General features: G+C 40.4%; 15 protein-coding genes and 1 tRNA gene. 2 read left to right on the forward strand and 14 right to left on the reverse strand.

Annotated elements, in window-relative coordinates; all coding sequences use genetic code 11:
• Positions 1–139 precede the first annotated feature (139 nt).
• Positions 140–1417 (forward strand): serine--tRNA ligase, encoded by a 1278-nt coding sequence (gene serS, locus HMPREF3002_RS01305; RefSeq protein ID WP_070664904.1) that lies wholly within the window; start codon positions 140–142, stop codon positions 1415–1417.
• Positions 1418–1459: 42 nt separating this feature from the next.
• Here the strand turns inward: serS and HMPREF3002_RS01310 are convergent, their stop codons facing one another.
• From HMPREF3002_RS01310 to HMPREF3002_RS01370, 13 genes are all read right to left on the reverse strand, one after another.
• A complete protein-coding gene (locus HMPREF3002_RS01310; protein WP_021154504.1) occupies positions 1460–2230 on the reverse strand; it encodes an acetyl-CoA carboxylase carboxyl transferase subunit alpha in 771 nt (256 codons plus the stop codon).
• On the reverse strand, positions 2223–3089 hold the full coding sequence (gene accD / locus HMPREF3002_RS01315; RefSeq protein WP_003003810.1) for an acetyl-CoA carboxylase, carboxyltransferase subunit beta: 867 nt from the start codon (positions 3087–3089) through the stop codon (positions 2223–2225). Before accD ends, HMPREF3002_RS01310 begins: the two co-directional genes overlap by 8 nt.
• A 103-nt stretch (positions 3090–3192) precedes the next feature.
• The gene (locus tag HMPREF3002_RS01320; protein ID WP_070664917.1) at positions 3193–4557 is read right to left on the reverse strand and encodes an acetyl-CoA carboxylase biotin carboxylase subunit; all 1365 of its coding nucleotides are present in this window, start codon (positions 4555–4557) and stop codon (positions 3193–3195) included.
• 13 nt (positions 4558–4570) lie between these two features.
• Positions 4571–4996 (reverse strand): 3-hydroxyacyl-ACP dehydratase FabZ, encoded by a 426-nt coding sequence (gene fabZ / locus HMPREF3002_RS01325; protein ID WP_049490988.1) that lies wholly within the window; start codon positions 4994–4996, stop codon positions 4571–4573.
• Positions 4993–5481 carry an acetyl-CoA carboxylase biotin carboxyl carrier protein gene (gene accB / locus HMPREF3002_RS01330; protein ID WP_070664905.1) on the reverse strand — a complete coding sequence of 163 codons (489 nt, stop codon included), beginning with the start codon at positions 5479–5481 and terminating at the stop codon, positions 4993–4995. The genes fabZ and accB overlap by 4 nt, the downstream gene beginning before the upstream one ends.
• A gap of 3 nt (positions 5482–5484) precedes the next feature.
• A complete protein-coding gene (gene fabF, locus HMPREF3002_RS01335) occupies positions 5485–6717 on the reverse strand; it encodes a beta-ketoacyl-ACP synthase II (protein ID WP_003010454.1) in 1233 nt (410 codons plus the stop codon).
• A gap of 61 nt (positions 6718–6778) precedes the next feature.
• The gene (fabG, locus tag HMPREF3002_RS01340) at positions 6779–7513 is read right to left on the reverse strand and encodes a 3-oxoacyl-[acyl-carrier-protein] reductase (RefSeq protein WP_003010456.1); all 735 of its coding nucleotides are present in this window, start codon (positions 7511–7513) and stop codon (positions 6779–6781) included.
• Between the two features lie 12 nt (positions 7514–7525).
• Positions 7526–8446 carry an ACP S-malonyltransferase gene (fabD, locus tag HMPREF3002_RS01345; RefSeq protein ID WP_070664907.1) on the reverse strand — a complete coding sequence of 307 codons (921 nt, stop codon included), beginning with the start codon at positions 8444–8446 and terminating at the stop codon, positions 7526–7528.
• A gap of 22 nt (positions 8447–8468) precedes the next feature.
• Positions 8469–9434, reverse strand: a complete 966-nt coding sequence (gene fabK, locus HMPREF3002_RS01350) for an enoyl-[acyl-carrier-protein] reductase FabK (RefSeq protein WP_070664909.1) — start codon at positions 9432–9434, stop codon at positions 8469–8471.
• Between the two features lie 114 nt (positions 9435–9548).
• Positions 9549–9773: an acyl carrier protein gene (locus HMPREF3002_RS01355; RefSeq protein WP_003003892.1), complete on the reverse strand. Its 225-nt coding sequence runs from the start codon at positions 9771–9773 to the stop codon at positions 9549–9551.
• Positions 9774–9830: 57 nt separating this feature from the next.
• A complete protein-coding gene (locus tag HMPREF3002_RS01360) occupies positions 9831–10805 on the reverse strand; it encodes a beta-ketoacyl-ACP synthase III (RefSeq protein ID WP_070659615.1) in 975 nt (324 codons plus the stop codon).
• Entirely contained in the window at positions 10805–11239 is a 435-nt protein-coding gene (locus HMPREF3002_RS01365; RefSeq protein ID WP_009732277.1) for a fatty acid biosynthesis transcriptional regulator FabT, read from the reverse strand. The genes HMPREF3002_RS01360 and HMPREF3002_RS01365 overlap by 1 nt, the downstream gene beginning before the upstream one ends.
• A 96-nt stretch (positions 11240–11335) precedes the next feature.
• Positions 11336–12127 (reverse strand): enoyl-CoA hydratase, encoded by a 792-nt coding sequence (locus tag HMPREF3002_RS01370; protein ID WP_070664911.1) that lies wholly within the window; start codon positions 12125–12127, stop codon positions 11336–11338.
• 240 nt (positions 12128–12367) lie between these two features.
• On the opposite strand from HMPREF3002_RS01370, the gene HMPREF3002_RS01375 reads away from it, so the two are divergent.
• Positions 12368–13723: an aspartate kinase gene (locus tag HMPREF3002_RS01375; protein ID WP_003010473.1), complete on the forward strand. Its 1356-nt coding sequence runs from the start codon at positions 12368–12370 to the stop codon at positions 13721–13723.
• Positions 13724–13818: 95 nt separating this feature from the next.
• Here HMPREF3002_RS01375 and HMPREF3002_RS01380 read toward each other — a convergent pair.
• Positions 13819–13892, reverse strand: a tRNA-Asn gene (locus tag HMPREF3002_RS01380).
• Positions 13893–13894 lie beyond the last annotated feature (2 nt).

Consider the following 13894-nt stretch of genomic DNA (forward strand, 5'->3'; position numbering starts at 1 on the left):
AGATAGAAATCTTAATTGAAATTCTACCGTTTCTTTAAAATACAATATCGAATCAAGTGCACACCTGTGAAGTTGGATGGAACCGTGGCTCTGCCACTCCAACACTGTAACAGGTGTGTTTTTTGTTAAAGGAGAAGCTATGTTAGATATTAAACGGATTCGTACAGACTTTGATGCGGTTGCTAAAAAATTGGCAACACGTGGCGTAGATGCAGCTATTTTGAATGAAATGAAAGAAATCGATGCCAAACGTCGAGATATCTTAGTCAAAGTAGAAAATCTCAAAGCAGAGCGTAATACTGTATCTGCTGAAATCGCACAAGCTAAGCGCAACAAGGAAAATGCAGATGATAAGATTGCTGCCATGCAAACCCTCTCTGCAGAAGTCAAAGCATTGGATACAGAATTGGCTGAAATCGATGCCAAATTAACTGAATTCACTACTACCCTTCCAAATATCCCAGCTGATAGTGTCCCTGTTGGAGCAGATGAGGATGACAACGTTGAGGTTCGTCGTTGGGGAACACCGCGCGAATTTGGATTCGAACCAAAAGCTCACTGGGATTTAGGAGAAGACCTTGATATCCTTGACTGGGAACGCGGGGCTAAAGTCACTGGTGCTCGTTTCCTCTTCTACAAAGGACTTGGAGCTCGCTTAGAACGCGCTATCTACAACTTCATGTTGGATGAACATGGCAAGGAAGGCTACACTGAAGTCATCCCTCCTTACATGGTCAACCATGATTCTATGTTTGGTACTGGTCAATATCCAAAATTCAAGGAAGATACTTTTGAACTTAGCAATACCAATTATGTCCTCATTCCAACAGCTGAAGTTCCTTTGACAAACTACTATCGCGATGAAATTCTTGATGGGAAAGATCTTCCAATCTACTTCACCGCTATGAGTCCATCTTTCCGTTCAGAAGCTGGTTCAGCCGGTCGTGATACCCGTGGCTTGATCCGTTTGCACCAATTCCATAAGGTTGAAATGGTGAAATTTGCCAAACCAGAAGAATCATATGATGAATTGGAAAAAATGGTTGTCAATGCTGAAAATATCCTTCAAAAACTCAACCTTCCATACCGTGTGGTAGCTCTCTCAACGGGAGACATGGGCTTCTCAGCTGCCAAGACTTATGACTTGGAAGTATGGATTCCAGCGCAAAACACCTACCGTGAAATCTCAAGCTGTTCCAATACAGAAGATTTCCAAGCTCGCCGTGCGCAAATCCGCTACCGTGATGAAGCAGATGGCAAGGTAAAACTCCTTCACACTTTGAACGGTTCTGGATTGGCAGTCGGACGTACCGTCGCTGCTATTCTTGAAAACTACCAAAACGAAGACGGTTCTGTGACCATTCCAGAAGTCCTTCGCCCATACATGGGTGGTGCAGAAGTCATCGCACCAAAATAAAGTTTAAAAAAACTGAGTCTTGCAATTTGCAAGCTCAGTTTTTTAATATTTACGAAAACGTTGGTAGCGTTGCTCCAGAAGCTCTTCGAGAGGTAAGGCTTGTAAAACCTTTAACTCTTCCTGTAATTCCTTCTTCACTTGAGCCAGTAGTTCTCCATTTGAAAATCCATGCTCGGGAATCACCTTATCGACAATTTCCATATTTAACAATTCGTGAGAAGTAATCTTCATCAACTCTGCTGCTTCCATGGCACGACTTCCATCTTTCCAAAGAATAGAGGCGAAACCTTCTGGACTCAAGACTGCATAGATGGAGTTCTCCAGCATCCAAACCTTGTCTGCTACAGCAAGAGCCAAGGCACCTCCAGAACCACCTTCTCCGATGATAATCGCGATAATTGGAACTTTTAGATCACTCATTTCCATGAGGTTGCGGGCAATGGCTTCCCCTTGTCCTCGTTCTTCAGCACCAACACCAGGATAAGCACCCGCTGTATTGATAAAGGTCACAACTGGACGGCCAAATTTCTCTGCTTGCTTCATGAGGCGCAAAGCTTTTCGATAGCCTTCTGGATGTGGTTGCCCAAAATTACGTTTTAGATTATCCTGAAGATTTTTTCCTTTTTGGATCCCAACGACTGTAACCGTTTGATCGCCTAAGCGTCCAATCCCACCAATCACCGCACCATCATCACGGAAGTTTCGATCTCCATGTAATTCGATAAAATCATCAAAGATTCCTTGAGCAAAATCAAGCGCAGTCAATCTTCCTTGGTCACGTGCCTCTTTAATAATCTGTGTTATTTTACTCATGTTTACCTCCATGAAGGGCCAATAATTGTCCAACTGTTGCTCGGATTTGGCTTCTCTCCACGATCAAGTCAACAAATCCATGTTCTTGTAGAAATTCTGCTTTTTGGAAATCATCTGGCAATTTTTCACGCACAGTTGATTCAATCACGCGCCGACCGGCAAACCCAACCAAGGCTTGACTCTCTGCCATGATAATATCACCTTCCATAGCAAATGAAGCCGTCACCCCACCGGTTGTTGGATCTGTCAATACCGTCAAATAAAATAATTTTTCTTTAGAATGACGTTGAACAGCCGCAGAAATTTTTGCCATTTGCATCAAACTCACGATACCTTCTTGCATCCGAGCGCCACCGGAAGCAGTAAAGAGAACAACTGGCAATTTTTCTTTTGTCGCAAATTCAAATAAACGAGTAATTTTTTCACCTACTACAGAACCCATTGAAGCCATGATAAAGTTGGAATCCATGATCCCAAGAGCAACTTTTTGGCCTTTAATCAAGGCAGTTCCAGTTAGCACAGCTTCATCCAGCCCTGTCATTTCCCGCACTGCTGCCAGTTTCTTCTTATAATTAGGAAAATTCAAAGGGTCTGTCGTTTCGATTCCTGTAAACATTTCTTCAAAGCTAGCTGGATCCACTGTCAGCGCCAAGCGTTCTTTAGCAGAAATACGGAAGGTATAGCCACAATTCGGGCATACCCGTTCACTACCTAAATCTTTTTGGTAAATGGTATGTTTACAACCTGGGCATTGTGAAAATAGTTCATCAGGTACTTCAGGTTTTGGCTGAGGTTCCTTCCAGGCTGACCTATTCGGATTGATCCGAATATATTTATCTTTTTTAGAAAATAATGCCATTACTTACTCCTTATAATATGCTACTGCATCTGTAGCATTACTATAAAAGCCTGCAACTGTGAGGATGATGTTCATACTTCCCTCACAAGTCCAGGCTTTTTCATCATTCCTTATTATAATTTGGAAGGAATTGTTCCATCAAAAATGCAGTATCATAATCACCAGCGATCACATGTGAATCTGAAATCAAATCCAACTGGAAACTGCTATTGGTTGTGACACCATCGATTTCCAACTCATAAAGAGCTCTCTGCATTTTCATCAGTGCATCAAAGCGATTTTCACCATGGACAATGATCTTAGCAATCATACTATCATAGTATGGTGGAATCGTATAACCAGGATACACAGCAGAATCCACACGTAATCCTACCCCACCACTTGGAAGATAGAGATTAGTAATCTTACCTGGGCTTGGTGCAAAGTTAAAGGAAGGATTTTCCGCATTGATCCGGCATTCAATCGCATGGCCTTTAAAGACAATATCCTCTTGAGTAACGGATAATTCTTGTCCAGCTGCAATTTTAATCTGTTCCTTAACGATATCAACTCCTGTTACAAATTCTGTAACAGGATGCTCTACTTGCACACGGGTATTCATTTCCATAAAGTAGAACTCACCCTTGCCTTCATCATACAAGAATTCAATCGTTCCAGCATTCTCATATCCAACTGATTCAGCTGCCCGAACAGCAGCAGAACCAATGCGATTGCGAAGCGTTTTTCCGATGGCAATCGAAGGGGATTCCTCTAGAACCTTTTGGTTATTTCGTTGAAGAGAACAATCGCGTTCACCTAAGTGAACGACATGTCCATGCTGATCCGCTAAAATTTGTACTTCAATGTGGCGTGCAGGATAAATCACCCGCTCCATATACATGGCACCATTTCCAAAAGCAGCTTGGGCTTCTGAGGAAGCTGATTCAAAAGCAGCAACCAGATCCTCTGGTTTTTCAACCTTCCGAATTCCTTTACCACCGCCTCCCGCAGATGCTTTCAACATCACAGGATAACCGATGCGTTCGGCAATCTCGAGGGCTTCTTCAGCAGTAAACACTTCACCATCTGATCCAGGAATAACAGGTACTCCTGCTTTGATCATCTGTTTACGAGCATTAATCTTATCCCCCATCATATCCATGACTTTAGCAGATGGGCCGATAAATTTAATACCTACTTCCTCACACATGGTTGCAAATTTTGAGTTTTCACTTAAAAATCCAAAACCAGGATGGATGGCTTCTGCACCTGTTAAAACAGCAGCAGACAAGACAGCACTCATATTTAAATAAGATTCTGTTGATTTAGCAGGTCCAATACAGACTGCTTCATCCGCTAGTAAGGTATGCAAGGCTTCTTTATCAGCAGTAGAATACACCGCAACCGTCTCGATGCCAAGTTCACGAGCTGCACGAATAATGCGAACTGCAATCTCACCACGATTGGCGATTAAGATCTTACGAAACATAGATAGGCCTTTCTTAATTTCCAATTGCAAAAGTAAGTGTTCCTGAAGCTGCAAGCTTACCGTCTACCTCTGCTTTCGCTTCAACAACAGCAATGGTTCCACGACGTTTGACAAAAGTAGCTGTCATCACCAGTTGATCTCCTGGAACGACTTGTTTTTTAAACTTCACCTTGTCCATCCCTGCATAAAAGACTAATTTCCCTTTATTTTCAGGTTTTGACAACTCTAATACACCTGCTGTTTGTGCCAAAGCTTCCATGATGAGAACACCTGGCATAACAGGATATTGTGGAAAATGTCCATTAAAAAATGGTTCATTAATTGTCACGTTTTTAATGGCAACAATCGTATCTTCGCTTGTTTCTATAACGCGATCCACCAAAAGCATTGGGTAACGATGCGGCAAAGCCTCACGAATAGCATTAATATCAATTGTCATTTGATTCGAACCAATCCTTTTCCAAATTCAACCATTTCTTCATTCGTTACCAAAATTTCAGTGACTACCCCATCTTTTGGTGCTGGGACTTCATTCATCACTTTCATGGCTTCGATAATCAAGAGTGTTTGACCCTTAGTAACTTTGTCTCCTACAGATACAAAGGCTGGTTTATCCGGTGCTGGCGACAAGTAAGCCACCCCAACCAATGGACTTTCAACCACATCACCTTCTGCAGCCTGAGCTGGAGTAGCAACTGGTTCAGCCGCTACAGCTGGAGTTGCTGGTGCTTCAACAACAGGGGCTACTACAGGAGTTTGAGGAGTTGCTACCACTTCAACTGCAGGAGCAACCGGTGTAGATGCAACTGAACTCGTTTGGTTTTTACTCAAATTCAATTCTTCGCCATTATTTTTATATGAGAATTCACGCAAAGTTGACGCATCAAATTGAGCCAACAAATCTTTGATTTCAGAAATATTCATGAATTAACCCTCCCAACGTTTAAAGGCCAGAACAGCATTGTGTCCTCCAAAACCAAAGGTATTTGAGATAGCGTACTGAATATCCGCTTCTTGACCTTCACCATAAACAACGTTTGCTTCGATATAGTCAGACAATTCTTTAGTACCAGCAGTTTTTGGTACAAAGCTGTGACGAATCGCTTCGATGGTAGCAATCGCTTCAACCGCACCAGCAGCACCAAGCAAGTGTCCTGTAAATGATTTAGTAGATGATACAGGAACCTCTTTTCCAAGAACAGAAACAATAGCTCCGCTTTCACCTTTTTCATTAGCAGGTGTAGATGTACCATGCGCATTGACATAATCGACATCTTCAGGCTTAATACCAGCTTCATTGATCGCTAATTTAATCGCTTTGGCCGCACCTGAACCATCTGGTGTCGGTGTTGTCATATGGTAGGCATCACAGTTTGAACCGTAACCAACAATTTCAGCTAAAATATTAGCACCACGTTTTTGTGCATGTTCCAAGCTTTCGATGACAAGAACCCCTGCACCTTCCCCCATCACAAAACCATTGCGGTCTTTGTCAAATGGAATAGAGGAACGTTCTGGGTCTTCCGTTGTTGAAAGAGCTGTAAGGGCATTGAAACCACCGATACCAATCTTAGTAATCGAAGCTTCAGCACCACCTGCCAAAACAACATCATGCATACCAAATTTAATCTCACGGAAAGCTTCACCAATTGCATCATTAGCAGAAGCACAAGCTGTTGTCACGGATTTACATACCCCTTGAGCCCCAATCTTAAGTGCGATGTTTCCAGCACCCATGTTTGAAAGAGCTTTTGGAATAAACATTGGTTGGATTCTCTTCATCCCACGTTCATGCATCCGGATAATTTGGTCTTCCAATTCTTGCAAACCACCGATACCAGATGATACAATCACACCTACACGATCGCGGTCTTCTTCTTCCATATTCAAGCCTGAATTTTCAATAGCTTCCATCGCAGCATAGATTGCATACAATGAGTAAGTATCCATACGATTTTGATCTTTTTTCACGAAATATTTATCGAATGGGAAATCTTGAATTTCACCAGCATTAAAGACTGGAATTTCAGAAGCATCAAATTTTGTAATGGGCTTGATTCCAATTTTTCCTTCATGAAGGCTATTCCAGAACTCCTCTGGTGTATTTCCGATTGGTGAGGTTACACCGTAACCTGTAACAACAACACGATTTGTAGACATATATATTCTCCTTTTGTCGGATGGATATTTAAGTAAGTGATTTTCGATCAGTAAGCATTCATTATTGCATAGTCATGCCGCCATCAATGGCAATTGTTTGGCCAGTTAAATATTCTTGACCTGCCAAGAAAGCCGCAACTTCTGCCACTTCTTCAGCTTGACCAATTCGTTTCATTGGCACTTGAGCTAGCATGGCATCTTTCATTTTCTCTGGAATAGCGTCTGTCATATCTGATTCAATGAAACCAGGTGCAATGGCATTCACACGAACACCACGGGCCGCAACTTCACGCGCAACGGATTTGGTAAAACCAATCAATCCAGCTTTTGAAGCTGCATAGTTCGCTTGACCAATATTCCCCATTAGACCAACAACAGAGGACATGTTGATAATGGCACCTTGACGAGCCTTAGACATAGGTTTTAAGACAGCTTGTGTCATATTAAAGGCACCGGTCAAGTTGATTTTCAAGACCCGTTCAAAATCTTCTTCAGTCATTTTCAACATCAACTTGTCGTTTGTGATCCCAGCGTTATTGACCAAAACATCAACACTTCCAAGCTTTTCAATTGCTTCAGCTACCATACGTTGCGCATCTTCGCCATTAGAAATATCCCCAGAAATACCAACAACAGTCACACCATAGTCAGCAAACTGCGCAAGCAAGTCCTCAGAAATTTCAGAACGTCCATTTAGGACAACATTAGCACCGAGACTCGCAAATTTATGAGCCACAGCCAATCCAATTCCGCGTGTTGAACCTGTTACAAAAACATTTTTATTTTTAAGTTCCATCTTTACCTCGTTTTAAGCATTCAGAAGTGCATCTAGACTAGCCTGATCTTCGACGTTATGAGTTGGAAGAGTTTTATCAATTTTCTTCAAGAATCCTGACAAGACTTTTCCAGGTCCGATCTCGATGACTTCATCTACACCAAAGTCTTGAATCGTAGCAATTGAATCATAGAAACGAACCGGTTCTTTTACTTGACGGGCCAAAAGTGCTTTCACATCTTCTGACTTCATGATCGTAGCTTCTGTATTCCCAACTAAAGGAAGATCAAAATCATTAAATGATATTTTTTCTAGTTCAGTCGCCAATTTTTGACTAGCAGATTCCAGTAAGGCTGTGTGGAATGGACCTGACACATTCAAAGGGATCAAGCGTTTGGCACCTGCTTCCTGCAATAGTTCCACAGCATAGTCCACAGCCGCAACCTCACCACCAATCACAATTTGTGCTGGCGTATTGTAGTTAGCTGGTGTTACTACACCCTTTTCGGATGCTTGTTGACAAATCTCTTCGATCAAATTTGGATCTGTATTCATAACAGCAACCATTTTCCCACTTCCAGCAGGAGCTGCCGTTTCCATGAATTCACCACGTTTCGCAACCAAAGCTACTGCATCTTCAAACGAAAGAGCTCCAGCCGCAACCAGGGCAGAATATTCCCCCAAAGAGAGGCCAGCAACAATATCAGGAGTGATACCATTTTCTGCTAAAAGACGATAAATGGCTACTGACGTTGTCAAAATAGCTGGTTGAGTATAGCGTGTCTGATTCAGTTTTTCTTCGTTAGAATCAATCAATTCACGCAAATCATAACCTAGAATACGACTAGCCGTATCAAATGTCTCTTTAACAACGGGATAAGCCGCATACAAATCGCTCGCCATGCCCAATTTCTGAGCCCCTTGACCAGCAAATAAGAACGCACGTTTTGTCACTATCCTAATCCTTTCGACGTTTTTAGACGTTTACATCTGCCCAACGAGCAGCCTCTCTTTGAATCACCTTGGCTGCACCATAATAGATATCTTCTAGAATTTCAGCACAAGTTTCTTCCTTGCTGACAAGTCCAGCAATTTGACCTGCCATTACAGATCCATTGTCAACATCTCCATCAACAACGGCATTGCGAAGGGCACCTGCTCCTAATTCTTCAATTTCTTCTTGAGTCTTCTTACCTGCCAAGAAATCTTTTTCAGCTTGGTTATAGGCAGAAGCCAATTTATTCTTGATCGCACGAACAGGGTGTCCAACAACTGATGCTGAAACTACCGTATCAATATCTTTCGCTTTCAAGATTTTATTCTTAAAGTTTTGGTGAGCATTAGATTCTTTAGCAACCACGAAACGAGTTCCCACCTGAACAGCTTCGGCACCTAACATAAAGACAGCTGCAGCACCAGCACCATCAGCGACACCTCCAGCACCAATTACTGGAATAGAAACAGCTTCAACCACTTGACGAACCAAGGTCATAGTCGTCAATTTACCAATGTGACCTCCAGCTTCCATTCCTTCTGCAATCAATGCATCGGCACCCAATTTTTCCATCCGTTTTGCAAGGGCAACAGATGGAACAACAGGAATGACAGTGATCCCTGCTTCATGGAAACGATCCATGTATTTCCCAGGATTTCCAGCTCCAGTTGTAACAACTTTTACACCTTCTTCAATCACCAGGTCAACAATGTCATCCGCGAATGGGGACAAAAGCATGATATTTACACCAAAAGGCTTATCTGTAATAGACTTCACCTTATCAATGTTAGCCTTTACAACTTCTTTTGGAGCGTTCCCGCCACCAATGATTCCAAGACCACCGGCGTTTGATACTGCTCCAGCCAAGTCACCATCAGCGACCCATGCCATCCCACCTTGGAAGATTGGATATTTAATATTCAATAGTTCAGTAATTCGTGTTTGCATTATACCTACCTCTTTTTTCGCTTAAGTAATAGTTTGAGTTTAAAAGATTGTTTCTTTGAGCCTCAAACTATTACCTAAACAAGAGAGAATATCTTTCGATACTCTCATCTATCATTATTTTGTTTTTTCTTCTACGTAAGCGACAAGGTCACCAACTGTAGACAATCCTTCTTCAGTTTCGATTTGGATGTCAAAAGCATCTTCAATTTCAGAGATAACTTGGAACAAATCCAATGAATCTGCTTCTAAATCTTCGAATGTAGATTCAAGAGTTACTTCTGATGGTTCTTTACCAAGTTCTTCAACGATAATTTCTTGTACTTTTTCAAATACTGCCATAATAGGCCTCCTTAAAAAAAATATATAAATTTTTAAAATGTGTTTCCACATGTTTAACTAGATTGTAACAAGAAGTGTGCCCCATGTCAAACCTCCACCGAATCCTGTAAGAAGAATTTTTTGACTTCCATCCATCTTGATTCGATGATTCTCGACACACTCCGATAATAGAATGGGGATACTAGCAGCACTAGTGTTCCCATATTCCATCATATTTGCTGGGATTTTCTCTCTAGAGACACCCAGTTTTTTTGACATCTTATCTAACATTCGGTCATTCGCCTGGTGTAACAGAAAATAGTCAATCTCTTCTGCTTCCATAGAGGCGTCTGCTATAATCTTTTGAATGCTTTTCGTGACATCACGAATAGCAAAATCAAAAACTGCCCGCCCATCCATCGTCAGATATCTTCGATCGGTAACTTCCTCTGAATAAGGAGAAGACAGACCCAAATAGCAAGATTCAAGACTAGAACCACGGCTACCATCCGTAAAAAGACTTTCAGCTAAAAACGATTTTTGATCGCTCGCTTCAAGCAAGACACCGCCAGCTCCATCTCCAAAAAGTACTGAAGTAGAGCGATCTGACCAGTCTAATACTTTTGAAAGCGTCTCACTACCGATCACAATCCCTCGCTGGTACATCCCTGAAGAAATGTATTTTTCAGCAGTGGCTAATGCAAATACAAATCCGCTACATGCTGCAGTCAGGTCAAAAGCAAAGGCTCGAGAAGCTCCAATATTAGCTTGTACCCGGGCTGCGGTCGATGGCATTAAGCTGTCTGGAGTAATTGTAGCGACAACGATAAAATCAATTTCTTCAGCGTCTAAGTTTGCTTTTGCTAATAATCTTTGTGCGACAACTGTTGCAAGATCACTGGTCGTCTCATCTCTTGAAATGTGACGACGAAGAATGCCTGTCCGACTACTGATCCATTCATCACTTGTATCCATAATCTCAGCTAAATCATCATTCGATACGACTTGGTCAGGTACATAATGAGCGACTTGACTAATTTTAGCAAAGACCATTATTTAATTTCCTCCAAGAAACGATACAGATTTTGCAATCCTTTTTGCATCACTTTCTTCTCTTCAGGACTCATATCTCCAATAATCTGGTTGACCATCCGTTTATGGAATTGTTGATGAAGTCGATAAAGTAGACGACCATTCTTTGTTAAACTCAAGTGTACAACCCGGCGATCAACTTCAGATCTTCTTCTTTCGATATACCCTTTGCGCTCAAGATTATTCAAACTTGTCGTGACAGTCCCCAAAGTCACCATCAACTCCCGTGAAATATCACTCGGGGTTGCATTCGGTGTCGAACCAATCACGTCGATCGTATGCATTTCTTTAATAGAAACATCTTTAAATCGACTTGCTCTTAGGCTCGTCTCCTCGATAACCAAAACATTATTAAAGATGGATGTTAAATAGTCATTAACTAATTGGTAATTCAAAACTCCACCTCCTAATTTTACTTTGATAGTCAAATTTTATCAAAAATGAAAATAATTTGCAAGCTTTTTTTCACAAAACATAGAAAAAATACAAATTTATTTTCCTTTAAATTGTGGCCGACGTTTTTCAGAGTAGGCAATAACCCCCTCTTTAAAATCTTCTGTAAATGCTAGTTTCTTTTGCAAATTTAATTCAAGATTCGCATATTGATCCCATTCTTTCAAGAAGGCTTCCCAAACCATTTCTTTCATGGCAGCATAAGAATTTGAAGATCCTCTTCTTAATTTTTTAAGCAATTGATCAACCGTTTTCTCAAGTTTTTCAGATTCACAAACACGGTAAGCTAGGCCATATTCCAATGCTTTTTCTGCGGTTAAAGCTTCACCCGTCATTACTAAATGAGTAGCCCGAGACATACCAATAGCTTTTCCTAATAAGAATAATCCACCCGCATCTGGTGCTAAACCAACCCCAACAAAGGCTTGAATAAATTTAGTACGATCACTAATAATACAAAAATCAACAGCTACTGCTATGTTGGCCGCCGCTCCTGCGACCGCTCCATCAGCTATCATAATAACCGGCTTAGGTAATTGCTTAATCTTCTTAGAAATCGTATTAACTAATTCAGCAATTAAAACAAGAGACTCAATGTCATCTGCATCGACTGCGCGTTTCATTTCACTCAAATCTCCACCAACTGAAAAGATTTTCCCTTCTGCTGATAGAATAATGAATTTTACTTCCTCATTTTTTTCTGCATCTTCCAAGGCAGCTAAAATTTCCTGACACATTGGAATGTTAAAACCATTGGAAACTTCAGGACGATTTAAAGAAATTGACGCGAGATCGTTTTCGACAGAATACAAAATTGTTTCAAACATCACAGACTCCTTTTGTTTAAATATAAAATATTTTGATATTAAAACTTTTTAATTATAACATATCATACCATAAAAAATAAGAATAGTAAAATATATCTATAAGATGTAACAAAATTGTAAAATTTAAATCATGACAATTTCTAGCCTCATAAGATCCACCTATTCTATGCCCTATTTATAAATACATTGTATCAACAACTGAAGTTTGGTATAATGTATTAATGAAACCATTAAGGAGAAAATATGAAAGTAACTAAATTCGGTGGAAGTTCTCTAGCATCAGCTTCTCAGTTAAAAAAAGTACTTGATATCATTAAAGATGATCCAGAAAGAAGATTTGTAGTTGTATCAGCCCCAGGCAAACGCAACGCTGAAGATACAAAAGTAACAGATGCTCTGATCCGCTATTATAAAGAATTTACTTCAGATAAGGATGTCACACAAACACAACAGTGGATTATTGAACGTTATCGTGCCATTACAGAAGAATTGGGTCTCAAAGATTCCATTATTCAAGAAATTGCAGAAGATATCTATGATTTAACAAATTTACCTAAAAAAGGGAATCCATTCACATACGATGCATTCCTAGCAGCAGGCGAAAATAACAACGCTAAACTCATTGCTGCCTATTTCAATCAAAATGGATTAGAAGCAAGATATATCCATCCAAAAGAAGCAGGAATTACGGTCACTGCTGAACCTTCCAACGCTCGTATTTTACCATCTAGTTACGATAAAATTGAAGAACTCAAAGATTCAAGTGAAGTGATTGTCATTCCAGGATTCTTTGGTGTTACTCAAGATGGTGACATTTGTACATTTTCTCGTGGTGGATCTGATATTACTGGATCGATCATTGCAGCAGGTGTAAAAGCAGACTTATATGAAAACTTTACAGACGTAAATGGTATCTTTGCAGCACATCCAGGTATTATTAAACACCCACATTCTATTCCTGAATTAACCTACAAAGAAATGCGTGAATTAGCCTATGCTGGTTTTTCAGTCTTACATGATGAAGCACTTGTTCCAGCATACAGAGGTAAAATTCCATTAGTCATTAAAAATACAAATAATCCAGACCACCCAGGAACCCGAATTGTTTTGGAACATTCAAATGATCATGTGACTGTTGTAGGGATTGCAGGTGATTCAGGATTCGTTAGTATCAACACTACCAAATACCTCATGAACCGCGAAGTCGGTTTTGGTCGAAAAGTCCTTCAAATTTTAGAAGATCTCAATATCAGTTGGGAACATATGCCAACAGGAATTGATGACTTATCTATCATTTTGCGTTCACGTGAACTAACCCCAATCAAAGAACAAGAAATTTTGAAACAATTAACGCAAAAGCTAGAAGTTGACACAGCAGAAATTGAACATGATCTTTCTATCATTATGATTGTTGGTGAGAAAATGAAGAGTCAGGTAGGGGTTACTGCCACTGCAGCCAAAGCACTATCAGAAAATGAAGTGAATATTCAAATGATCTCGCAAGGTTCTAGTGAAGTTTCCATTATGTTCGTTGTAAGTAAAGATCAAGAAGAAAAAGCAATTAAAGCCTTATATCAAGCATTTTTCCCAAATAACTAAATAGAGAAAAGCTCCGTTAACTAAACGGAGCTTTAATTAACATTAAAATGAAAAGTAAAAAAAGAGATCAATTACTTGATCTCTTTTTTTCTATACTCCGCCAGTAGGACTCGAACCTACGACATCATGATTAACAGTCATGCGCTACTACCAACTGAGCTATGGCGGAAT

Source organism: Streptococcus sp. HMSC065E03, assembly GCF_001815045.1.
Taxonomy (GTDB): Bacteria; Bacillota; Bacilli; order Lactobacillales; family Streptococcaceae; genus Streptococcus; species Streptococcus parasanguinis_AD.